This is a genomic window from Flavobacterium olei (assembly GCF_039749035.1).
Classification (GTDB): domain Bacteria; phylum Bacteroidota; class Bacteroidia; order Flavobacteriales; family Flavobacteriaceae; genus Flavobacterium; species Flavobacterium olei.
Genome location: NZ_JBDKWC010000004.1, coordinates 208,391 through 231,768 on the forward strand (window position 1 = coordinate 208,391; position 23,378 = coordinate 231,768).

Annotated in this window: 18 protein-coding genes and 1 pseudogene; 5 read left to right on the forward strand and 14 right to left on the reverse strand. The window is 39.2% G+C overall.

From position 1 onward, the window contains the following. The first annotated feature begins 93 nt into the window (after positions 1 to 93). The 5 genes and pseudogenes from ABEB31_RS11840 to ABEB31_RS11860 form a co-directional block, all read left to right on the forward strand. Positions 94 to 780: a response regulator transcription factor gene (locus ABEB31_RS11840; RefSeq protein WP_163394698.1), complete on the forward strand. Its 687-nt coding sequence runs from the start codon at positions 94 to 96 to the stop codon at positions 778 to 780. Next, positions 773 to 2,041 carry a sensor histidine kinase gene (locus tag ABEB31_RS11845; protein WP_163394699.1) on the forward strand — a complete coding sequence of 423 codons (1,269 nt, stop codon included), beginning with the start codon at positions 773 to 775 and terminating at the stop codon, positions 2,039 to 2,041. Before ABEB31_RS11840 ends, ABEB31_RS11845 begins: the two co-directional genes overlap by 8 nt. Positions 2,042 to 2,095: 54 nt before the next feature. After that, a complete protein-coding gene (locus ABEB31_RS11850; protein WP_163394700.1) occupies positions 2,096 to 4,057 on the forward strand; it encodes an LTA synthase family protein in 1,962 nt (653 codons plus the stop codon). Continuing rightward, complete coding sequence (locus ABEB31_RS11855; protein ID WP_347051850.1) at positions 4,005 to 4,940, forward strand: diacylglycerol/lipid kinase family protein; 936 nt, start codon at positions 4,005 to 4,007, stop codon at positions 4,938 to 4,940. Before ABEB31_RS11850 ends, ABEB31_RS11855 begins: the two co-directional genes overlap by 53 nt. A gap of 88 nt (positions 4,941 to 5,028) precedes the next feature. Further along, positions 5,029 to 5,595 (forward strand): annotated as a pseudogene (locus ABEB31_RS11860) (HAD-IC family P-type ATPase); the annotation flags it as partial. 199 nt (positions 5,596 to 5,794) lie between these two features. Here ABEB31_RS11860 and ABEB31_RS11865 read toward each other — a convergent pair. From ABEB31_RS11865 to ABEB31_RS11930, 14 genes are all read right to left on the reverse strand, one after another. Next, positions 5,795 to 6,409 (reverse strand): DUF305 domain-containing protein, encoded by a 615-nt coding sequence (locus ABEB31_RS11865; protein WP_163394702.1) that lies wholly within the window; start codon positions 6,407 to 6,409, stop codon positions 5,795 to 5,797. Between the two features lie 17 nt (positions 6,410 to 6,426). Beyond that, on the reverse strand, positions 6,427 to 6,765 hold the full coding sequence (locus tag ABEB31_RS11870) for a four-helix bundle copper-binding protein (RefSeq protein ID WP_163394703.1): 339 nt from the start codon (positions 6,763 to 6,765) through the stop codon (positions 6,427 to 6,429). Between the two features lie 18 nt (positions 6,766 to 6,783). Further along, positions 6,784 to 7,455 (reverse strand): DUF305 domain-containing protein, encoded by a 672-nt coding sequence (locus ABEB31_RS11875; RefSeq protein ID WP_347051851.1) that lies wholly within the window; start codon positions 7,453 to 7,455, stop codon positions 6,784 to 6,786. 222 nt (positions 7,456 to 7,677) lie between these two features. After that, positions 7,678 to 10,293, reverse strand: coding sequence for a multicopper oxidase domain-containing protein (locus tag ABEB31_RS11880; RefSeq protein ID WP_163394705.1), 2,616 nt, complete (start codon positions 10,291 to 10,293; stop codon positions 7,678 to 7,680). Positions 10,294 to 10,320: 27 nt separating this feature from the next. Then, positions 10,321 to 10,809, reverse strand: a complete 489-nt coding sequence (locus tag ABEB31_RS11885; RefSeq protein WP_229684341.1) for a DUF305 domain-containing protein — start codon at positions 10,807 to 10,809, stop codon at positions 10,321 to 10,323. 147 nt (positions 10,810 to 10,956) lie between these two features. Beyond that, entirely contained in the window at positions 10,957 to 11,829 is an 873-nt protein-coding gene (locus ABEB31_RS11890; protein ID WP_347051852.1) for a DUF2911 domain-containing protein, read from the reverse strand. 12 nt (positions 11,830 to 11,841) lie between these two features. Then, positions 11,842 to 13,086 (reverse strand): hypothetical protein, encoded by a 1,245-nt coding sequence (locus ABEB31_RS11895; protein WP_347051853.1) that lies wholly within the window; start codon positions 13,084 to 13,086, stop codon positions 11,842 to 11,844. Between the two features lie 26 nt (positions 13,087 to 13,112). Further along, positions 13,113 to 15,638: a heavy metal translocating P-type ATPase gene (locus tag ABEB31_RS11900; protein ID WP_347051854.1), complete on the reverse strand. Its 2,526-nt coding sequence runs from the start codon at positions 15,636 to 15,638 to the stop codon at positions 13,113 to 13,115. 176 nt (positions 15,639 to 15,814) lie between these two features. Further along, entirely contained in the window at positions 15,815 to 16,354 is a 540-nt protein-coding gene (locus tag ABEB31_RS11905; RefSeq protein ID WP_347051855.1) for a DUF3347 domain-containing protein, read from the reverse strand. A gap of 21 nt (positions 16,355 to 16,375) precedes the next feature. Continuing rightward, positions 16,376 to 17,590: an efflux RND transporter periplasmic adaptor subunit gene (locus tag ABEB31_RS11910; protein WP_347051856.1), complete on the reverse strand. Its 1,215-nt coding sequence runs from the start codon at positions 17,588 to 17,590 to the stop codon at positions 16,376 to 16,378. A gap of 3 nt (positions 17,591 to 17,593) precedes the next feature. After that, entirely contained in the window at positions 17,594 to 18,931 is a 1,338-nt protein-coding gene (locus ABEB31_RS11915) for a heavy metal-binding domain-containing protein (RefSeq protein WP_347051857.1), read from the reverse strand. Next, a complete protein-coding gene (locus ABEB31_RS11920) occupies positions 18,909 to 20,159 on the reverse strand; it encodes a TolC family protein (RefSeq protein ID WP_347051858.1) in 1,251 nt (416 codons plus the stop codon). Before ABEB31_RS11920 ends, ABEB31_RS11915 begins: the two co-directional genes overlap by 23 nt. Beyond that, complete coding sequence (locus ABEB31_RS11925; RefSeq protein ID WP_347051859.1) at positions 20,143 to 22,146, reverse strand: efflux RND transporter permease subunit; 2,004 nt, start codon at positions 22,144 to 22,146, stop codon at positions 20,143 to 20,145. Before ABEB31_RS11925 ends, ABEB31_RS11920 begins: the two co-directional genes overlap by 17 nt. After that, positions 22,064 to 23,374 (reverse strand): efflux RND transporter permease subunit, encoded by a 1,311-nt coding sequence (locus tag ABEB31_RS11930; RefSeq protein WP_089055911.1) that lies wholly within the window; start codon positions 23,372 to 23,374, stop codon positions 22,064 to 22,066. The genes ABEB31_RS11925 and ABEB31_RS11930 overlap by 83 nt, the downstream gene beginning before the upstream one ends. Positions 23,375 to 23,378: the final 4 nt, after the last annotated feature.

Sequence of the window (23,378 nt, forward strand, 5' to 3'; positions counted from 1 at the left end):
ACGTAGATAAATACAAATAATATTTGCAAGTATATCTTATCTTTGCGGTAATGAGCTGTAATGTAGGATTTTTTAAAGCAGCTTAGTGATAGTATGAAAATTTTATTAGTCGAGGATGAGCACTTTTTGTCCGAAAGCATCAAAGATTATCTCTCGGGCAATGGAATTTTGTGCCAATGCGTAGACAAAGTAGCCTCTGCACTTGAAAAAATTGCGGACTATCAGTACGATTGTGTTGTGCTTGATCTGGGGCTTCCTGATGGCAACGGGTTAGAGCTTCTTTTGACACTCAGAGAACAGAATAGAAATGAGGGCGTGATTATTATTACCGCTAACGGTATCACACTTGAAAATAAGATCGAAGGATTTAACAGCGGAGCCGATGACTATCTTACCAAACCTTTTGAACTGGCAGAATTAATGGTTCGTATCAAAGCGCTGGTACGCAGAAAGCAGTTTAACGGCAATAACATTGTCCTTTACAATGAAATCGCCATAGACATGCTTGCCAGAACAGTTAAAGTTGGAAACATCTTTATAGACATTACCAAAACGGAAATAGATTTGCTGCTTTATCTGGTTGCCAATGAAAATAAGGTACTCTCCAAGAGTACGATCGCTGAGCATATTTCAGGCGACATGGCAGATATGCTGGATAACCATCATTTCGTATATGCCCATATAAAAAACCTAAAGAAGAAGCTTGTTGATGCAGGTTATGATGATTACATCAAGACCATGTATGGGATGGGCTATAAATGGACGATGAAAAATGAGTAAAAAGCTGCTGGCCAAGACCCTTAAATACTATATGGTATTTTCAATTACAATGCTAATTATTGCGGGCATCGCTTTTTACTTTTTCGGGACTTTGCTGTATGTCAATAATGCAGACCGCGAACTTTTAATTCTCAAAAAAGAATTTGTCAGTCTTTCTCTCCCTGCGCTCAAGCCAGATAAAATTGCTGCCTGGAATGAATTTAACCGTGATCTTAAGATTAGGGACAACGATAAGCAGCTTGCCGGGGATATTTTTTTTTACCACAGTTATTACAACTGCCTGAGCGAAACATACGAACGCTACAGGGTGTTGCATTCTCCTGTAAGTATCCAAGGTAAAAATTATATTTTTTCAGCCAAGATCAATCTGATTAAAGATGAAGCTTTGATAATAGGAATAGTCCGTCTCTTTGCTATTATCGGCTTTTTGCTGCTGACGGGTTTATTTCTGATCACCAGATTTCTCTCGATCCGTTTATGGAAGCCCTTTTACACCACACTCCAGCAAATGGAGCGTTTCGAAATTGATAAAGTAATCAAGCCTGAACTCCCCAATGTGGATATAGAAGAATTCGAAAGGCTTAATGCGGCAATTTCCAGGCTGATGGACAAAAATACAAGTATCTATGCAAGTCAAAGTGAATTTATTGAAAATGCTTCACACGAACTCCAGACCCCTCTTGCCATATTTAAGGGAATGCTTCAGACACTGCAGCAGCGTGATGATATAACCAAGGGTCAGTTTGAAATTCTGGAAAATATAAATGTAGCGGCTTGCAGGCTCGGTAAAATCAATAAGAACCTTTTGCTTCTTTCAAGGCTTGAGAGCAGGCAGTTCGATATAACCCAAGGTATGACAGTCAATGCTGTTGTGGAACACCAGCTGCCTTTTTTTACAGAACAGGCCCAGGCCAGAAACCTGGTGATACGATATACTTCCCAGGCAGTCCTATATGTTTCAGCCAATGGCGTTTTGCTTGAAATTGTAATCAACAATCTCTTTAACAATGCTATTAGGCATAATAATAGGGAGGGGGAAATCAATATAGTAGTCAAAGAAGACTCATTGTGCTTCAGTAATTCAAGTGGATCAGGACCACTGGATGAGGTGCGTCTTTTTAATCGTTTTACCAAAGCGAGCACCAGCTCTCAGGGAAGCGGACTAGGCCTGGCTATCATCAGCAGGATCGCTACCCTTAATGGATGGAGGTTCTCCTACAGATTCGAAGAAAAACAGCATTTTTTCCGCGTGGATTTCTAATCTTCTAAATATCTTCTAAATTGATACTGAAGTTTGTTGAAAATTTCAGTATCTATGTTTACAAGTTTCAAATCCGCAGGCAGGTTTGACCTGTTGCTTCATTTTACGCTTTGGTTTATTCTCAGTTCTCTGTTGCTTCGTATTGTTTTTATTCTCCTTCAATTTCAAGAGGTATCCATCGGATTCTCTGACTTGCTTCAAACACTGCTTACAGGACTGTTCTATGATTTGGGGACGGTAAGTTTTATTATTCTGCCTGCATCTTTTTATTATCTGATTATGCCCTCCCGATGGGTGGGAAGTTTAGCTGACACGACAATCATACTTTTTTTTACTGCACTTTCTATATTCATTCTGGTGCTTACCTTTTTTGCAGAGATTATATTCTGGGACGAGTTCAAATCTAAATTCAATTTTATAGCCGTGGATTACCTGATTTATACACATGAGGTAGTGGCCAATATCCAGGAATCTTATCCGCTGCCCATATTAATTGGAAGCATGCTTTTGATCACAGGACTTTTTATTTTTATTTTCTTCAAAAGGGGTGCCGTCATAAATACGCTTTTGGTCACTGCTTCAACGTTATCCCGTCTTGTTGTGTTTTTATTAGTACTTTCAATATCGGTAACATATACCTGTTTTGTCCGCAATGACATGGCTGAATGGTCTGCCAACCGCTATAATTCTGAGATTTCCAAGTCAGGGATTTATTCTTTTTTTGCTGCCTTTCGTAATAACCAGATGGAATTTAAGCAATTTTACAGCTCCATTGATGACGATAAGGCATTTGCTCTGGTAAGAAGCAGGCTTCAGGGAAGCGGAAATACCGGTGGAAAAACCCTGCGCACTGTCCGCCGTAAAATTATTGACAGTTGCGGGCTGCAAGAACAGCGAAAGAATGTTGTTTTTATACTGGTAGAGAGTTTTAGCGCAGGATTTATGAAAGAATTCGGCAATAAGGAAAACATTACACCTTTTTTGGACAGTCTGGCCCAGCAAAGTATTTTTTTCAGTGATATGTACGCTACTGGAACGCGCACGGTAAGGGGAATGGAGGCTGTTACGCTCTGTATCCCTCCAACACCGGGCCAGAGCATTGTTAAACGGCCGGAAAACAGTGACCTTTTTACTATTGGATCAGTATTCAGAAAAAAGAAATACGCTACAGATTTCTTTTATGGAGGGGACGGATACTTTGATAATATGAATGCCTTTTTTGGAGGGAACGGCTTTACCATTTATGACCGTGGCCGGGGAAGTGTGCTGAGTGATAAGATTAAAACAGTCAGAAACAACATTCAGGACAAAGAAGTAACCTTTGAAAATGCATGGGGCATATGTGATGGCGATATCTATGCCAAGATGCTTACAACGGCTGATTCGCATTACAGTAAAAAAGAGCTTTTTTTTAATTTTGTCATGACCACTTCCAATCACAGGCCCTATACCTATCCTGATAATGCCATTGATATACCTTCTGGAACAGGGAGAAACGGGGCGGTGAAATACACCGATTATGCATTGGGTGAATTTTTCCGAAAGGCCAAGGAGAAACTATGGTTCAAAAACACCGTTTTTGTAGTGATCGCTGACCATTGTGCAAGCAGTGCGGGTAAGGATGAAATTGATATAGCCAACTATCATATTCCGGCGTTTATTGTCAATATGCCTCACGATCAAAACCGAAAAGTGCTGAAACAGTGCTCACAGATTGATTTTTTTCCCACTTTTTTTTCCCTTATGCATTGGAGTTACAACTCCAATTTTTTTGGGAATGATATATTAAATTCCAATTATGAACAGCGTGCCCTTGTGGGTACCTACAGAAAACTGACCTTAATGAAGAAAAACAGGGTAATGATCCTCTCTGACCAGAAAAAGCAGTCTGCTTATTTATGGAATAAGAAAGACAACAGCCTTTCGCCAGTAGCTATTGACCCAAATATGCTGGAAGAAACTATTGCCTGGTACCAGACCGCGGATTATCTATTTACCAATAAATTATTACATTAAAATCATGGCTTCACACTATATTCATTTTATCGTCAATCCAATTTCGGGCGGCGGTACCCATAATATAAATGCTCAGATGATCAGAAATTTTTTCCCCAGCTATGTTGTGGTAGTCGAATATACTCAGTATAAGGGGCACGCCATGGCTCTGGCCACCGCAGCTATGGAAAATGACCCGTACTGTATTGTGGCCTGCGGCGGAGACGGCACAGTAAATGAGGTTGCCTCGTGTCTGGTGAAATCTAAAATCATTCTGGGGATTATCCCGGTGGGTTCAGGCAACGGACTGGCTTCGCACCTGAAGATTCCCAAGCAGATTGATAGGGCTATGGACATTATTTCCAAAGGCAGGACCATACGAATTGATGCAGGAAAGGCCAATAATTATTATTTTTTCAGCAATATGGGTATTGCCATTGACGGTATGATTATAAAAAAATATGAAAAGGCAAAAAGAAAAAAGCTGATGGCTTATGCATGGGCATCTTTTGTTGCTGCCTTTGAATACCGTACCGCAGAAACTCTCTTGAATATCAACGGGCAGAACATGTGGATCGAACCAATGCTACTGTTCATTTCCAATTCCAATGAAATGGGCTACGGTATGAGCCTTACTCCTAGGGCCAGTCTTACCGATGGAAAACTGGATATTTTTATGGTTCCAAAAATTAATTTTTTTGAAAAACTGCAGCTTGCTTTCAGCATTCTTAAAGGAACTACAGAAAGTTTTAAGAAAGCTAGAATGATAAAATGTGATACAATGAATATTGTTGTGCCAAAGAAAATATTCATTGATGCGCAGATTGACGGTGAATACCACTACTTGAAAACCAATAAGGTTTATGTAACTATACTAAAAGAGAGTCTTAGTGTTGCATTCTAATAAAGTTCCGGTCCCATAATTTACGTTATATAAATATTATTCTCTTTGGCAGCAATTTTTTTGAAAATGCGATTTGGATTGGCGGGGTTTTGCAGGTTATCTAACCATTGCCGATACAATAAAAGAAGATGCGCAGTTGACTGTTTACAAACTAAAATCCATTGGAGTTAAGACAACAATGCTGAGCGGCGATAAAACAAATGTTGTTCAATTTGTAGCCGATAAGCTTGGGATTGCGAGTGCTTTTGGAGATTTATTGCCGGAAGACAAAGTAAATAAGGAAAACGAAATCAAGGACAGGAATGAAACAGTTGCTTTTGTCGGTGACGGGGTCAATGATGCGCCGGTTGTGGCTTTGAGTACTGTCTGAATAGCGATGGGAGGCTTGGGAAGTGATGCCACAATTGAAACAGCCGATGTAGTGATCCAGGATGACAGGCCAAGCAAAATTTCGATGGCAATTAACATAGGCAAACAGACCCAAAAAATCGTGTGGCAAAATATTACATTGGCTTTCGTTGTTAAGGGAATTGTTCTGATTTTGGGAGCAGCCGGTCTTGCAACAATGTGGGAAGCTGTCTTTGCAGATGTCGGGGTTGCATTATTGGCAATTTTAAATGCGCTCAGAATTACTAAGCATTATACTATGCAATAAATAAACTGATAGAGTCCATTGTTTCGTGCAAATGTGATTTTTGTAAGTTAGCCTTTCAGAAGTTTACTTATAATTATGAATTTCTGCTATTTTTACTTCTTTATGACCTAAAGTATTAATATAATGCTAATTCGAAAATTCACCAAAGATACACAGGTTTTATCCCTCAAAGATATTCTGAAAAGTAAGTTCTTTTTGCTTATCTGCGATTTTCAATGAGCCACTGAGCCAACTCGATGATTTCCTTTGTTTGGAGGTCAACCATCATTTTTGCCATTGTGTTTAATTCCACATTGCTACCGTGATGTATGTATGCCGAAGCATTATCCAGAGCAGCCTGATGATGAACTATCATCATTGTAGCAAAATCGTTGTCAATATCCCCTGTAATTAATTGGGTATCGGCATCAGTACCCATCTTTTTCATCGACATCATCAACTCGGTGGAAAAATTTGCATCGGTGTTATCTAATATCAGACCTGAAAGAATGGATTGCAGCTGCTGTATCTCCTTTTGCTGCGCATCAATAATAGTTTTTGCTTTGGCTTTCATTTCTGTATTGGTGCCTTCCTGCAGCTCAAGGTTTGCCATATCAATTGCTCCCTGATGGTGCATGATCATCATCGTGGCAAAATCGATATCCGGATCGTCTTTCATTGTCATGCCATCCATTTCTGTCATCATGGTGTGCATTTTTTGCATCATTTTATTGCTGTCATGAGACTGCAGCTGGATCGCCTTGTTATCGTCATCATTGGAGCATGAACAAAGCCCAACAATGGTCATTGCCAGCAGTACAATAGTCTTTTTCATAATATTATATATTTAAATTAATTCATCATTGCCAAACAAGCTTCAGCGCATTTTCTGCACGCTACAGCGCATTTACGGCAATGTTCCATACCCATCTCTGCATGTTTATCGCACTCATTAGCACATTGATTGCATGCATCGGCACACAGTCTGCATAGTTCTGCACTTCGGATACTTCCCAGGCTCATAATAGAGGCGGCTGCACGGCAAAATGCTGCACATTCTAAATCAGTTTGGATGCATTTCGCTAAATGGTTTACATCCTTTTCTTTTAAACATTCTGTTGCACAGTGGTCGCAAGCTATGGCACAATCGAGGCATTCCTCGATACACTGTTGGTATACTTGGTGTGACATAATATTCTGATCTTAAAATTATTGATTTGCTGACAGCCATTTTTCCAGGTCTTCTATTTCCTTTTTCTGGTCAGCTATCATTTTCATTGTCATCGTTTTAAACTCTGCGCTTTTTGAATACTGAAGAATGTGTTCACCCATCTTTATCCCATCCTTATGATGCTTGATCATCATTGTTGCAAAATCCTTATCCACTGTACCTGTAGCTTCTGGTAGTCGCATCATTTCCTGCATGTTGTCCATAATAGCCTTGCCTAATCCGTTATCGGTTTTCGAAGGGTCGTAATTACTTGTCTGGCCATTGAATTTTGAAATCATTTTGTCAAGACTCGTTATTTCCTTTTGCTGGGCCTCTTTCATTTTGCCGGCCATCGCTTTTAGCTTTTCATCAGTTCCAGAATTGAGCTCTGCAGTTGCCATATCGATAGCTCCTTTATGATGCTCTTTCATGTTCATGGCCAAGTCGTAATCTATATTTCCTTTTTTTTGCATCTGGTGCATCCTGTCCATCATGCTCTTCATTGCCTCCATTATTGTGTTATTTGCTACGCCTGCACTTGCACTTTCAACTGAAGTGTCGTTAGAATCGGATGCCGGCATTTCAGTTTTAGTTGTTTGGGTAGCTGTTTCTTTTTTGCATCCTGCCAATGAAAAAAGGATGACAAATGCGATTATTGCATATTTTTTCATAATTGTTATTTATAAGTTAATATTATTGTAATTTTTTATGACAATGTACAAGTATATTAGACTTTTTAGTTACAAAATTTCCATTTGGATTTTCAAAATTTTAAGAACTAGATGAACCCTCATGCTAATAGTAACTGCCACACCCCATAATGGCTGGACAGCGGACTGTCATATCATTGTAAGGCTGCACCTGAATTAAAAATTTTAACGGCCAGCCAAAATTTAGTAATTGAGAATAAATCCGGCACCAAAGCCCATATCGCTATCGTAATGAGAGGAAAGGGAACCCCATCGGGTTATTATATAGCGTAGACCGGCCATATATTCCTTGTCTGTATTCCACATCAAATTCATTCTAAGCCTCTTAGAGACCGGGATGTCCTTGCGTTCAAACTGTAATCTGACTTTACCATCCGTGAAAACTTCGGCTTGTGCTACTATTAACATAGGAAGGGTATAGTTGACCCCTAGACTCGCCACTGCACGTTTATCTTTAGTATTTTTTTGTCCAAAGAGATTTCTTTCCTGTTCATCTTCTCCCATTTTTCTATATCTCCAGTCAAATCCTATAAATGGCATTAGCCATTGCATTTTTCCAATATAGCGTCCAATATGTGTTTCAGTTTCATAGCCATGCATATCATTGTAGCCTAATCTCCATTCGGTCCCTATACTCCAGCGTGTCCCCTGATACATTGCTTCGCCATCGTTTCCATTAGTAGCAAAATCGTTTTCAGCCATGAAATGGAATTCTCTATCATCAGCAAACAATTTTCGCTGAGCCAGTTTAGGGTCTGGTATTTCTGGATTTGGAGGTGAATCTTCATAAGAAAAAATTCTGCCCATACCAGCCATCATATGGTAGAGAATGTGACAGTGGAAAAACCAGTCGCCACCATCTTCGCTTGCGGCGAATTCAATAATATCTGTTTCCATTGGCATGATGTCGATGATGTTTTTCAATGGCGCAAAATCACCTTGCCCATTGATTACCCTGAAATCATGTCCATGCAAATGCATTGGATGCCGCATCATTGAATTATTATGCAGAATAATACGTAAAATTTCTCCCTTCTTGATCAGGATTTTATCAGCTTCGGAAACAACTTTGTTATCCAGGCTCCACACATAGCGGTTCATATTTCCCGTAAGCTCGAATTTGAGTTCCCTTACGGGCGCATCTTTTGACAATGCCGTGCTTGTAGGAGATTTTAGCATCGCATAATTTAATGTCACAATATCGGCAAGGGCATTGGCATTGTACTTATTTTCCATATTGTGCATGTCATGCATTTTATCAGGGGCATCCAATTTGGTTTCTTCTTTGTCCATATCCATTGGCATATCATTACTTCCTTTTGTTTGTGGGCCTGTAATTTCAGGATACATTACCGAGTTCATATCCATCTGATTCAGCGACATCTTCATCCCCATATCATTTAGGTCTCCATTCATTTTCATCATATCGTTCATCATTTGCATCCCTTCAAAGTATTTCAGTTTGGGTAAAGGGGAGGTGAGCTGTCTGATGCCATTTCCAATGTATAGTGATGCTGATTTTGTCCGGTCTTCCGGTGTGGCTAAAAACTCATAAGAGGTGTTTTCCGCCGGAATGGTTAAAACAAGGTCATAAGTTTCGGAAACTGCGATAAGCAAACGATCTACCTCAACCGGCTCAACATCATTGCCATCACTGGCCACTACTGTAATTTTGCCTCCGGCATACGTAAGCCAAAAATTACTGGATGCACCGCCATTAGAGACGCGTAATCTTACCTTATCACCGGTTTTGAACTGCGAAAGCTGGCTTTCGTTTTTCCCATTAATTAAAAATTTCTCATAATAGACATCGCTTACATCCATAGCGTTCATACGCTTCCACTCATTGCGGACCTTGGTTTTTAAATAGCCTTGTTTTATAGCTTCGCCATAACTTTGGGTCGTGCCTTTTTTTATCGCAAACCAATCCGAGGCATTATGGAGCATTCTATGAACGTTCTCCGGGTTGATATCGGTCCATTCGCTCAGCACAATCGGAATTGTGGGAAGATTGTCTATTCCCTGGCGAAAATTCGGATCGGAGTTTCGTTTGTTCATCACAAAAGATCCATACATTCCTATTTGTTCCTGCAATCCCGAGTGGCTATGATACCAATGGGTCCCATGCTGCCTGATGGGAAAAGAATATTTGTAGGTACTGTGCGCTTTTATAGGCATTTGGGTAAGGTTAGGCACTCCATCTTCTTTATTGGGTAGAAACAAACCATGCCAGTGTAATGAGGTTTCTTCGTCAAGTTCATTATGGACATAAATTTCTGCGGTATCACCTTCTGTAAAGGTTAATGTAGGCATTGGTATCTGGCCATTTACCGCTATTGCTCTTTTTGATTTCCCTGAAAAATTTACCACCGTATCGCGAACATATAAATCGTACCTTACAACTTTAGGTGGCTCATCATTTACCATCATTTTTTTTACTGGGGGATCTACTGTTTTCTTTTCCATGTTTGTCATATCATGCGCCTGGTGCATATCGATGTTATCCGCAGAGGAAGATTTAGCCTTTTTAGGCATTTCCTCTTTAACAGGAGTTGCAGCTTTAGGTTTTGCACCTGCCTTCGGCTTAGTGGTTTTAGACTTTTCTTTCACTAATGCCATGCCGCACTTTGGGCATTTTCCCGGTTTGGATTCATGGATATCGGGATGCATGGGACAAGTATAGGTAGTGGGATTCGACTCTTCTTTGACAGGCTTTTTATCTATTGCCATTTTCATATCCTGCGCCTGAATTAGGACAGGAAGCATAATAAATACGAGTATTGTCAGTATATTTTTCATATTGCTTTTTTAAAGAATAGTGTTCTATTATTTTTTTTTCATCTCTTTCAACTTTGCTTTCATTTGAGCAATTTCAGTTTGTTGTGCTTTTATAATGTCTTGGGCAAGTTGACTTATTTCCGGATCGTGAAGGGAAGCCTCTTTAGCCATTAGTATTGCTGCTGCATGATGTGGTATCATCGATTTTAAAAATTGTTTATCTCCAACAGCTGCTTGCTCTCTTATGCAGGAAAAAAAAATGATTGCGGCAAGGCTGCCTGTGGTAAGCAATACTATGTTCCATTTTTTATTCATGTACATACTATCCATTACTGTAATCTCAATAATCAGCATTGGCATAGTCATTAGTCCTGCCATGTAAAATTGGTTTACATTGGGAATGACATTAGCAAAAATATCGACCATCGAATACATTAGTATGTACATAGAAATAAATGATAATACTATCATAATGGCTAATTTTTTGTACATTTTGGAGTCTATCTCTTTTGAATGCTGCTGTGTTACGTGTTCCATTTTCATATTTTTAGCTTTAAAAGTTATTTATATTAATCGATTTCCCAAACCACAAGTCTAATGTTACTTTAACACAGCATTACCTTAAATGGCCGGGATTTTTTCCGTGATTGTATTTTTCAATGTGATACTGTAAGAGTTTAATATTTATTTGCTTTTAAGTAATAATTCCCACTCGATAATTTGTTTTTTTAATTTTTCTGCACTTTTCATTTTTTTCTGCTCTGCAATGACCAGCGCTTTTTTTGCAGCTGCAATAGCGTTGGGATAATCTTTCTGTCCTGCCGATAGTTTTTGTCTCAAGCTGGGATAATAAAAATTTTCCGGATCTAATTTTTCAGCTTCAAGTAGCCAGGCTATGGCCTGATTACTATCTCGGTTGGTAGAGGAATAATAATTTGCAGCCTGAAATAATAAATTGGCATCGTGGCTTTTCTCTTTGATGATATATTGGTCAATTAGGGCTAAAATTTCTTTGTCAGCTTTGCTTTTCATTGGTATTTTAACCATGGTATTTTCCCATTCTATTTTAAGGAAACCTTCCCCTTTACTATTGATATCGTTTAATTCGATAGTAAAAGTTTCGTAAAAATTAGTCGTTTTTTCTGTGGGTACGGTAAAACGCATAACATCTTTTTTCTCATCATAGCCAGTTTCTCCATGTAAAGTAATATCACTATTTATGATGATAGTCCACTCATTTTCAGAAGGAATTGAAAATATAGAATAGGTTCCTGTTTTTAAAATATTTTCTCCAAAGGTGATGTCCTCATTAGTACTGATGGTCGTGCAGTCACTGGCACCTGTTCGCCATAGTTTACCAAAGGGCACCAATTCACCAAATATTTTTCGTTCTCTTGCCAGGGGTCTGCTATAGGCCATTTTAATTGTTGAGCTTCCAATTTCTTGTTGAAATGTTGCTGAAGGGCTTGCAGAAGTAAGCTTAATTTGAACTTTTTCCTGTGCCGAAATTGATAACGATTGTATTATAATGAAGCTTAATAGAATTATTTTTTTCATAGTTTTTTAATTTTAAATTGATTTTGATATTTTTTCCATTACCGAATGGTCGGTTCCAAAGTTACAGATAGCATCACAATTAGCTCTTAATTCAGAAAACAGGATATATTGTATATTCATTTTCGAGTTTTTTATAACGGGCCTATTTAGCTGAAGCACTACATCCTTTTCCCTGTTATTGGGAATAATAATATAAAAAACTTCCTGTCCGCTTGAAATACTAAAGTAGAGGTCAGACAAGCGCAGTATGCCGGAGTAGATACTAGTGCTCTTTTCTACTTCAAAGGCACCTATAATTTTGTTTGTGCCTTTTTCGAACCAGAGCACATCAATAAGCTTGATGGTATTTTGAGTGTCCTTGTCAGTAGGCAACTCAGGGAATTTTACCAGTGAAATAAATGAGAAATTTTGTCCATTAAATGATTTGTTTTTATCATTGCTTGCCGGGGTAACATCGAAACCTAGAGAAATACCTATTTTTAGCAGATGGTATTGCATCTCACTATGCAGATTTTCCTCAAGTTTTTCTTCGAGTATTTCTTTTTGACGCTTGTATACGTTTTTTTCGAATTTTGAACGTTCTGCCTCGCTTAAATATTCATCGTTACCGATTAGCATTTTCTGAGTTCCAATTTCAAAACACAATCCTGCAATGGCACCCAAATCATTTGACAGCTGAGATTTATGCAAAGTGTTAGTTTCCATCAAAGTTTCTCTTATTTTAAGATATTCTGTCCAGCTTCCCAATTTTTTTTTGTCTTTAAAAAGAAAATTAAAACCATTGAGAATAGCAGTGTTGAATGGCGGGAACCAGGTTGGGTGTATGAAATACAAAATACTGGCAACCGCAGGCCCTAATCCTTTAATTTTTAATTCATCGAGTTTTATGATTTCTTTTACAACCTGCTCTTCAGACTTGGCATTGATACAATTTTCAAGGAATTGACCGAAAGCCAATTTATTGTTTTGATTTTCATAGATATCAGGAATGCGTAATTTGGGTTTCCAATAAAACGGATGGGAAACCCCTGCAAAGACTTGTTTTTGTTCAGCAATGCAACTCAGAACAAATTCTAAGCTGCTTTCTTTAAAATCATTAGGAAAGGTTTTCTTTTTAATATCCTCAATGACTTGTAAAACACCGCGTCTTATAGTCCGAAATGCCTTTAACCGTTGGTTGTTATCTATAAACCAGTTATTGTAGACACTTTCGTTATCGTTTTTATACTGCAGAATAATTTGTCCTAGATTGGTCATTTGTTTTTATAATAAATTATTTTTCTTTAGAGTTTTAAGTTTCTCAATCGCAATGCATTGACAATAACAGATACCGAGCTAAAACTCATTGCCAGGGCAGCAATCATAGGAGAAAGTAATATTCCGAAAAACGGATATAAAACTCCCGCAGCAACTGGTACACCTAAGACATTATATATAAAAGCAAAGAACAGGTTTTGCTTGATGTTGCTCATTACAGCGTGGCTCAGATTTTTTGCTTTTACAATTCCTTGCAAATCTCCTTTTACCAAAGTAATCTTGGCACTTTCTATCGCAACATCTGTTCCTGTTCCCATCGCAATGCCAATGTCCGATTGTGCCAAAGCTGGCGCATCGTTTATACCATCTCCTGCCATAGCAACAACTTTTCCTTCAGCTTGTAATTTTTCTATTACTTTTAATTTGTCTTCCGGTAAACAACCTGCTTGGAAAGAGGTTAAATGCAACTCGTCAGCAACAGCTTTGGCAGTATTTACATTATCTCCCGTAAGCATAATTACTTCAACTCCTTGACTCATTAATTCTTTTATAGCAGCAGCACTGGTTTCTTTTATAGCATCGGTTATCGTTACAAATCCCACTACGTTATTATCCACAGCGATATAAGAAACTGTTTTTCCTAATTTTTGTTCGGCAATAATTTTCTCTTCAATTGTGGCAGAAATAGCTGCGCCTACTTGCTCCATTAATTTTTTATTCCCTAATGCGATCTTTTTATCAATAGCAGTTCCAATAACTCCTTTTCCTGCAATATTTTCAAAATTATCGACTTTCGTTAAAGAGACATTCTTAGCTTTTGCAAATTTTACTACTGCTTGTGCTAAAGGATGTTCGCTATACTGATTTAAAGACGCAATGTATTGCAACAGTTCATCTTCTGAATATTGAAATGCAACAATTTTTTCTACCGAAGGTTTCCCTTCTGTAATTGTTCCTGTTTTATCAGTAATCAGAACATTTACCTTATCCATTTTTTCTAAAGCTTCGGCATTTTTTATCAGAATTCCCGATTGAGCGCCTTTTCCAACTCCTACCATTACAGACATAGGGGTTGCCAGTCCTAAAGCACAGGGACAGGCAATAATTAGTACCGCAATGGCATTTATAAAACCATAGACCAATGCCGGTTCGGGACCAAATTTCGCCCAAATAAAAAAGGTAAGAATGGAAATTACAACAACAATTGGTACAAAATATTTAGCAATACTATCGGCTAATTTCTGAATTGGTGCTCTGGAACGGCTTGCATTATTAACCATTTGTATAATTTGCGAAAGCAAGGTTTCCGAACCAACTTTTTCGGCAATCATGATAAATGATTTGTTTCCGTTTATAGTTCCTGAAGATACCATATCGCCTATTTTTTTATCTACAGGAATAGGTTCGCCGGTAATCATCGATTCGTCTATTGTACTTTCACCATCGGTTATTTTTCCATCCACAGGAATTTTATCTCCGGGTTTTACCCGTAATAAATCACCTTTTTTGATATCATGGATTGAGATTACTTTATCAACGCCATCAATTACCAAAGTAGCTTCGGTAGGAGCCAATTTTAACAATTCTTTTATAGCGCCACTGGTTTGACTGTGCGCCCTGGCCTCAAGCAATTGTCCTAACAAAACCAAAGTTAGAATAACTGTTGTGGCCTCGAAGTATAATAGTACTGTCCCGTGCTGGGTCTTAAATTCACTTGGAAAAATGTCTGGAAAAAACATTCCAACTAAACTAAATAAAAATGCCACTCCTGTACCAATTCCGATAAGGGTAAACATATTTAAATTCCATGTAATTATTGATTTCCATGCTCGTACAAAAAATACCCAACAGGCATAAAAGACAACAGGAAGTGATAAAATAAGCTGTACCCAATTCCATTTAGCCGCATCCATTAGCCCGAGTAAAGGATTGTTGTGTGCCATTTCTATCATGGCAATGGCGAAAATAGGAACTGTAAATACAACCGCTATTTTCATTTTCTTAACCAAACCCTTATAAATCCTTTGTTCTTCGCTTTCGCTTGGTTCCATTGGTACTAGATCCATCCCGCAAATAGGACATGAACCTGGCGCATTGGTTATAATTTCCGGATGCATCGGGCATGTGTATTGCAGTGCCTGAACCGCAGCTGGTTCTTGTACCAAATGCATTCCGCATACAGGACAATCTCCCGGTTTATCATACATTTTATCTCCTTCACAATGCATCGGGCAAGAGTATTGCCCGCCCGCATCATTATGAGGCACAGCCAACTTTTTATGATCCTGATCGCTAGCAGTACCACAGCATGATTTCTCGGCTGTTTTTTCTTGCGAATGAGTGTTGTGGGTCATTTCAATGGTGTACTTTCCAACGGCAGTCAATGCTTGCTGCAGTTGCTCGGTCGCAATATGTTTTTCCATTATAATGGTTGCCAATGGGGGATCTAAAGTAACATTTGCTTTTATTCCCTCCACTGCATTTAATGTTTTTTCTACTTTTGTACGACATCCATCGCAAGTCATTCCCGATATTGTATAGGTGTGTGTCATAAGGTTGTTTTTTTACAGTTTAGAAGTGTTATTTGTTTGGTATATAGAAAGTTAGTTTTTTTTTTAGTAAACCTGTAATTTTAATTTACTTAAAACGGCTTGTTGTTCATCAGCTGTTACAGCCTATTGTTAAGCAATGAAAAATAATTACAAATAGTTATGTATTTAGATTCTTATTATTTAATTATTTCTTTCACCTCACCACAGTTGAGCATTTTTTCTCCAAAGTAAGGATTACGCACTTCTTTCGTAGAACTAATCCATACAGCTCCTTTATTGTCGAAAGCCATGGGACAATATTCAACGTATAGTTCAGCCTGAGCCATTCCTGCTTTTTTTAGCAAGGCAACCATTTCATCACTTAGTTTAGAATAGGCAGCCCGCTGCTTATTGATATCAGGAGCTGAAACGATTGCTGCGGCACTTTCTGCAAGATTGCTGTTGTTGCTGATTTCCCTTGCTCCCGCTTCAATCGCATTGGCCGCCAGTTTTGCTTCCGCCAGATTATCCTGGGCAAGGGCTACTGTTAAATTGGCATACTGGCTGTATATCGCGTTTAATACATCATCATTTATCCTGATTTCGGGTTCCTTTGAAATTTGGACTGAAGTTTCACTATCCTGAGGATTCTCTTGCTTTTTGTTTTCATTATTACCGCAGGCAATAAGTAAGAAGATTGATACTATTGGGATTCCTATTTTGGTTATTTTTTTCATCGTCTGTTGTGAGATTGGTTATTACATTTTCATTCCTGACATTGGGTTTTTGCCCTTCTTTAATATAAATTCACTGTACAGGAGATAGGCTCCGGATGCAACAACGACATCGCCTTTTTTTAAGCCGCTGGTAATTTCGACTTCATCGAAGGTTTCCGAACCAATCGCCACCATTCTAGGCTGATATTTGCCTTTTTCGATTTCAATCCAAACATGTGTGCCGCTGCCGTCTCTTATAACAGCATCCACAGGTATTGTCAATTTCATTTTCTGTTCTGAGGAAGGCAGTAAAACAATTGCCTGCTGACCTGCCTGCCATTGATTGTTTGGATTGGCAATAGTACCGCGCAGCTGTATTAACTGCTTGCTTGTCTGCAGGGCAGGATTTATAAAATCTACGGTCATTGTTTGGGGCTGATCTTCATAACCCGAGATTATAACTTTAACCTTTTGGCCGGTTTTAATTTTACCTGCATCGGCTGGATAAACATCAGCTTCGACCCATAAACGATTATAATCTTCTAATTTCATAATAGAGGCTCCTTCTGCTACATATTGGCCTTCCGTAATGGAAAGTTCCGCAACTATTCCTGAATTAGGGGCATAATAAACAACATAAGGTGATGCTTTTTGTTTTCTGATTAATACCTGAAGCTGGGTTTCAGATTGTCCATACAATAATAGTTTTTGTTTTGCAGCATTTTTTATTTGGGCAAAGCGTTTATCCTCTGTAAAGCTTGCAGCCTGTGCTGTGGCAAGAAGATACTCCTGTTGCAGGGCTGAAAGCTGTTCTGAATATATGCTGTATAAAGGCTGTCCTTTTCGAACGGGAACACCAGTTTCTTTTACATACAACTCTTCAATCCTTCCTGCAACCAGGCTTGAGATGTAAACAGTTTGCTCAGGGTCAGTGACCAGACGCCCGTTTAGACGGGAAGAATTTGAAAATTCATTTTCCCCTGCAGTTATTGTAGTCAGATTGGCTAGAGCTTGCTGACTAGGTCCCAAGGTTAGAAAGTCCTGTGCGCTGTTTTTTTCGAAGGGCACTAAATCCATTCCACAGATTGGGCATGAGCCAGGACTATCTTTTACAATTTGCGGATGCATGGGGCAGGTATAGGTTTGAGCTTTTTCCTGACTGACTTTTTTTTCTTCTTTTTGGGCACATGCTGTAAATAGAAGTGGAAAAACCATTGCAATGAGCAAAATAGTACGAATTATTAATTTACTGTTCATGACTTAATTTTTTAATTTATTTTCTGAAGCTATCTTGATAAAACTCTCACTGTCTATCATATAGGCCGCATTGCTGGCAATACCCCAATCACTGATGTCTTGATCTATTAGGACCATTCCATCAGCATTGTTTTTCGTTTTAACTTCTCTGGGAACAAATACGTCCTTTTCTCTTTTGAAAACGATGGATTTATTACCTAGATTGAGAACGGCACTTTGCGGAAGCCACCAGCCTTTACTGACAATAGGAACGGCTGCAGTTACTAATTTTCCGGTCTGAAATTTATTATCCTGCAAATAAATCCTTGCTATAGTAAAGTTGCTTCCCTCTTTAAAGACGGGCTGAATGAGTCCGATAATACCAGTATATACAGTTTGCTTATCTGATGGTTCATAAAACACCAGTTTTTGTCCTTTTTTAATCTGGGGGGATACCGATGGATCAAAAGCAAACTCAGCGATAAGGTTTTTGTTGGTATAGATTGTAAAGAGTGATTGTCCAGCACCAATATATTGCCCTTCTCTTAGCATAATAGCAGGGGCAGCAGGTGCAGGTGCGCTACTTGTTGCTGCATTGCCACTTGAACCCATAGCGCCCATGCCATCATCTGATGATGCATTTTGAGGCGAAGCTGCCGGAGCTGCTCTAGAGGCGCTTGCTCTTGCAGTATTGTCTAAGATGTACCCGGTGGCATTACTGTAAACGGGAATGCGATAGGAAATTGTACCTGTCTTTAATACCTGTTGTATTTGTTTCTGCTGCATACCTAGCAGAGACAGTCTCTCTTTTGCTTTTTGAAGCATCGGATTGTTTGCATCGGATTGATAAATAAACAACAATTCTCTTTGCGCGGCAGCGAGGTCAGGTGAATAGATTTCCATGATTAGCTGTCCTTTTTTTACGGGCTGGTAATTGTACTTAATCAGCAGGCGCTCAATCCTTCCGCTTACCCTGCTGGAAATGCTGGTCTGCTCACGGGTATCGTAGGTGATAACTCCTTGCACCTGTATGGAGAATATTTTAGTGCCACGCTCAGGTTTTATAACAGAGATATTAGAAATGACCTGCTGGTTGACGGGTTTTAAAAGGTGCTTCAGCCCGCTGTCTATGGCTGTTTCCGTGCCTGGGGTATGTTTTGGCACCAATTCCATCCCGCATATTGGACAGCTGCCGGGCTTATCCTTTACAACCTCGGGATGCATTGGGCAAGTATATTGCTGGCCTGCACCATGCTGATCTTCAGGTGTATGGTTGGGCTTGGTTGTCTTGTTGCAGGCATTCAGTAATAATATCGAAACGAATAACAATGCGAGTAACTTAGCGATAGAGTTCTTTTTCATAATCGACAATCATTTGATATAGTTTTAATTTTTCATCCAATAAGTCATTCTGCAGCATATTTAAAGCTTCCCAGGAGTCAATTACTACAGGAATCTGCAGTTTGTTTTCCTGATAGTTCAGAAAGTTTACATCCAGGGACTTTTGCATAGAAGGGATTATTTTTGTTTCGAGTCCCAAAATCCTTTTTTGCATGGTCAGTATTTCATATTGCATACCGTACAACATTCCCTGGGTTTCCTGCAGCATGGCGGATTTCTCTTTCTCCATTGCCTGCACATTATATTGCATTGCTTTGGTATCTGATTTATACATTTTTGATGACCAGGGAGCAATAGGAATAGACATCATTGCCATTACCGAATAGGCTTTGGGCATCATTTTATCAAAAGAATTCATATGATCAAACTGGATTTTAAAAGAGGGATTTTTTTCTGCTTTCATGGCCTCAATACTAAGCTGCATCGATTCAATTCCAGCATCCATCTTCTTGATATCTCCACGTACCCCTGCAAGGCTTGTGGTGTCGTGTAAAGCTGGGTTGAAGACAGGATTAATACTCGTGTCTATGGCAAAATCAGCATTGCCGGGCTGGTTCATCAAGCTGTTGAGCCATGCTCTTGCTTTTGCAATTTCACCTTCCTGCATGCGGACCATATTTTTGTTTTCTTCAATCCTTGCGTCGATCTTGTATACATTACCCAATTGCGATTGGTTGTAGGGATAGCGCACTTCCTCAATCTTTTTCATGGTCAGCATTATCTTTTCGTTCTGATCCAAAACTTTCATTCGCTGTTCGGCCACCATCCAGCTGTAGTAGAGCTGTTTGGCCTTCGATTTATAGTCGTTAAGGGTAACGGCACGGGTAGCGTTCTCAATGTTTCCTTGGGACTGGATGAATTTTTTCTTCTTGTTTAGCTTTCCTACATTGGGGATGTCCTGTTCAATTCTGAACATTAAAGATCCTTTGTCGCGGTCATCCATAACTTCCTGAAAAGGATAAGGGGTCATAAAGGTTCCCACACCCACCATTGGTGCCATCCATGCTGTTGCGGCATCAGCACTGTATTTGTATCCTTCTGCCTTTAAACTATAGCTTTGCAGGAGCACATTTTTTTTATCAATCCTTTGAAGGATTGTATCGAGAGACAAGACCTGTTTGGTCTGGCTCCATAGCTGTATGGGCAGTAAAAGCAATAGTACTGCCAGTATTTTAATGTTTGACATCATGTACTTCAAGTTTGCCATATTTTCTTAGTTCATATTCTTTGGACATTAGGAAAATAAGCGGGGTTACTAATAAGATATGTACGGCAGAGGTAAATACGCCGCCAATCATGGGCAATACAATTGGTTTCATTACATCCATTCCAACACCATTGGACCACAGGACAGGTACTAAGCCAAATAATGAAACGCAGACGGTCATTAGCTTTGGGCGCAATCGTTTTGCGGCGCCGTGTACCACATATTCCCTGAGATCTTCTTTAGTGATGGTTTCCCTTGAGTTTCCTTTGGCCTTGATAAGTTGCTCCATGGCATCATTGAGATAGATAACCATCACAATTCCGGTTTCCACGGCAATTCCAAAAAGGGCAATAAAACCTACCGCTACCGCCACTGATAGATTGACATCCCAGAAAAAAATGATATAGGCACCTCCAATTAAAGCAAAAGGAACTGTTATAAGGCTTAAAAAGGCTTCTCTAAGGGAATTAAAGGCAAAATAGAGGGCGAAGAAAATAATAAGCAATACTAGTGGTGCAATGATTTTAAGTGTTTTTTCTCCGCTAATCAGGTTCTCATACTGTCCGCTCCATTCTATAAAGTACCCTTCAGGAAGTATGTTTTTGGCGCTTTCCAATTTTTTCATGGCTTCCTGTACGGTTCCTCCCATATCACGATCCCGTATATTGAACATAACAGCTCCACGCAATAATGCATTTTCAGAACTGATCATTGGCGGGCCATCTACGAATTTAATATCAGCAACGGCAGATAAAGGTACTTCTCCAAAGGTTGGAGACTGTAAGGGAATGCGTTTAATGCGTTCCACGCTATTTCTATAATCCTGCGCTATACGCACACTTATTGAAAAACGTCTTCGTCCTTCAACAGTATTACCAATGGATGCACCACCTAAAGCAAATTCCACCGTTTGGTTTACATCATCTACTGTTAATCCATATCGGGCCAATTCCTGGCGATTAACATCAACATCAAGGTATTTACCTCCGGTAATAGGATCTACAAATAAATCAGACACTCCTGGAGTTCCTTCTAAAGCCATTTTCACCCTTTCAGACACACGGGCAATGGTGTCGAGATTTTGTCCGTAGACTTTAATTCCTACATCGGTACGAATTCCTGTTGCCAGCATATTGATTCGGTTAATAATGGGCTGTGTCCAACCGTTTACTACACCAGGTATCTGGAGTTTGGTGTCGAGTTCCTTAATAATATCTTTTTTATCTATTCCTTCACGCCACTGTGATTTTGGTTTTAGCATGATAATGGTTTCAATCATGCTCATTGGGGAATTATCCGTAGCTGTGTTAGCTCGCCCTGCCTTTCCCAAAACACTTTCTACTTCAGGAACCGATTTGATTATTTTATCCTGGACCTGCAAAATGCGTTTGATTTCTCCATTAGATACATCAGGAAGGGTAACAGGCATAAATAAAATACTCTGCTCATCCAATGGAGGCATAAACTCCGTTCCCAGCCGCATCAATAATGGTATAGAAATCAATAATGCAAGAATATTGACTGCAAGAGTTGTTTTTCTCCATTTCAGAACCCAGCGTATAATTGGCTCATAACCTCTTTCCAAAAAGCGATTTACCGGATGTGAATCGGTTGGACGGAATTTTCCTTTCATAAAAAAAGATATCAGTACCGGAGCTAATGTAAGTACCAAGAGGGCATCCACAATCAATATGAATGTTTTTGTATAAGCTAAAGGATGGAATAGTTTTCCTTCCTGTCCGGTAAGCATAAACACAGGTAAGAAAGAAGTAATTATAATTACAGTGGCAAAGAATACGCCACGAGAAACCTGCTTGCTACTTTTCTCAATTATTTTGAGCCTTTCCTCTTCGGATATCCATTGTGGTTTTTTGCGAAATATATTTTTAATTCTTTTCATCAGAGTTTGTTTCATTTTTTTGTTCAGATTCCCATTGTGCATACCTTTGTGAGAGATGCTGGTAGGCATTTTCACTCATAATAATACCATTGTCAACTATTACTCCAATGGCAAGTGCTATACCTGTAAGTGACATAATATTGGAGGATATGTCAAAGGCATTGAGCAGTATGAAACTTGCTGCAATTGTAATTGGTATCTGGATGATAATACTCAGTGCACTACGCCAGTGAAAAAGAAAAATAATAACGATAAGCGACACTACAAGCATTTCTTCAATTAAGGTACGCTTCACCGAATCAATAGATTCTTTAATCAGATGCCCCCGGTCATATACAATATTGAATTTTACCCCCTTTGGAAGCCCTTTAGCAACTTCCTTCATTTTTTCTTTTACATTATCAATTACAGCATCTGCGTTTTCACCATAACGCATCACTACTATACCGCCAACGACTTCGCCAGTACCATTATGATCAAAGATTCCCAATCGGGTTTCCCCGCTCATCTGAACAGTTCCTATATCGCTGACTTTTATAGGAATACCATTTTGGTTTTTCAGTGGAATATCCTCAATCTCTTTGATGGATTTCAGATAACCGGATGTCTTAATGATGTAGCCAATATCACTCATGTCGAATTTTCTTCCGCCGCTTTCATTATTATTGGCACGTACAGCACTTATAACCTCCGGGACAGACAGCTTATAATATAGCAGTTTGTTTGGATCAATGGTAACCTGGTATTCTTTTTGAAATCCTCCAAACGAAGCAATTTCACTCACTCCGGGAACATTTTGCAACGCAAACTTGACGTACCAGTCTTGTAGGGCTCTTTGTTCGCCAAGGTCAATACCGGGTGCCTCCAAAGTATACCAGAGTATATGCCCAACCCCAGTTCCATCGGGTCCTAATTGCGGGGCAACTCCTTTGGGCAAGGTGCTGCTAATAGTACTGAGCCTTTCCAGTACTCTTGATCTTGCCCAGTATACATCAACATCATCTTCAAAAATGACATAGATAAAACTCATACCAAACATGGAAGCAGCTCTTACATATTTAATTTTGGGCAATCCCTGAAGGTTGGTAACCAAGGGATAGGTGATCTGGTCTTCAACGAGCTGTGGAGCACGTCCCATCCATTCTGTAAATACGATTACCTGATTTTCAGATAAATCGGGAATAGCATCAATAGGATTTTTTTGAATAGAGATGATACCCCATACAAATATTCCTGCCGATAATAGTAAAACGATATAACGGTTTCGCAGCGACCATTCTATTAATTTATGTACCATAGAT

Coding starts and splice junctions, on each gene's coding strand:
- ABEB31_RS11870 (WP_163394703.1), bottom strand. CDS start 6,765: ATGTCACACCAAGTATACCAACAGTGTATCGAGGAATGCCTCGATTGT.
- ABEB31_RS11865 (WP_163394702.1), bottom strand. CDS start 6,409: ATGAAAAAGACTATTGTACTGCTGGCAATGACCATTGTTGGGCTTTGT.
- ABEB31_RS11890 (WP_347051852.1), bottom strand. CDS start 11,829: ATGAAAAAAATAATTCTATTAAGCTTCATTATAATACAATCGTTATCA.
- ABEB31_RS11930 (WP_089055911.1), bottom strand. CDS start 23,374: ATGGTACATAAATTAATAGAATGGTCGCTGCGAAACCGTTATATCGTT.
- ABEB31_RS11905 (WP_347051855.1), bottom strand. CDS start 16,354: ATGAAAAAAATAACCAAAATAGGAATCCCAATAGTATCAATCTTCTTA.
- ABEB31_RS11925 (WP_347051859.1), bottom strand. CDS start 22,146: ATGCCTACCAGCATCTCTCACAAAGGTATGCACAATGGGAATCTGAAC.
- ABEB31_RS11895 (WP_347051853.1), bottom strand. CDS start 13,086: ATGACCAATCTAGGACAAATTATTCTGCAGTATAAAAACGATAACGAA.
- ABEB31_RS11875 (WP_347051851.1), bottom strand. CDS start 7,455: ATGAAAAAATATGCAATAATCGCATTTGTCATCCTTTTTTCATTGGCA.
- ABEB31_RS11920 (WP_347051858.1), bottom strand. CDS start 20,159: ATGATGTCAAACATTAAAATACTGGCAGTACTATTGCTTTTACTGCCC.
- ABEB31_RS11915 (WP_347051857.1), bottom strand. CDS start 18,931: ATGAAAAAGAACTCTATCGCTAAGTTACTCGCATTGTTATTCGTTTCG.
- ABEB31_RS11880 (WP_163394705.1), bottom strand. CDS start 10,293: ATGAAAAATATACTGACAATACTCGTATTTATTATGCTTCCTGTCCTA.
- ABEB31_RS11900 (WP_347051854.1), bottom strand. CDS start 15,638: ATGACACACACCTATACAATATCGGGAATGACTTGCGATGGATGTCGT.
- ABEB31_RS11840 (WP_163394698.1), top strand. CDS start 94: ATGAAAATTTTATTAGTCGAGGATGAGCACTTTTTGTCCGAAAGCATC.
- ABEB31_RS11850 (WP_163394700.1), top strand. CDS start 2,096: ATGTTTACAAGTTTCAAATCCGCAGGCAGGTTTGACCTGTTGCTTCAT.
- ABEB31_RS11910 (WP_347051856.1), bottom strand. CDS start 17,590: ATGAACAGTAAATTAATAATTCGTACTATTTTGCTCATTGCAATGGTT.
- ABEB31_RS11845 (WP_163394699.1), top strand. CDS start 773: ATGAGTAAAAAGCTGCTGGCCAAGACCCTTAAATACTATATGGTATTT.
- ABEB31_RS11885 (WP_229684341.1), bottom strand. CDS start 10,809: ATGGAACACGTAACACAGCAGCATTCAAAAGAGATAGACTCCAAAATG.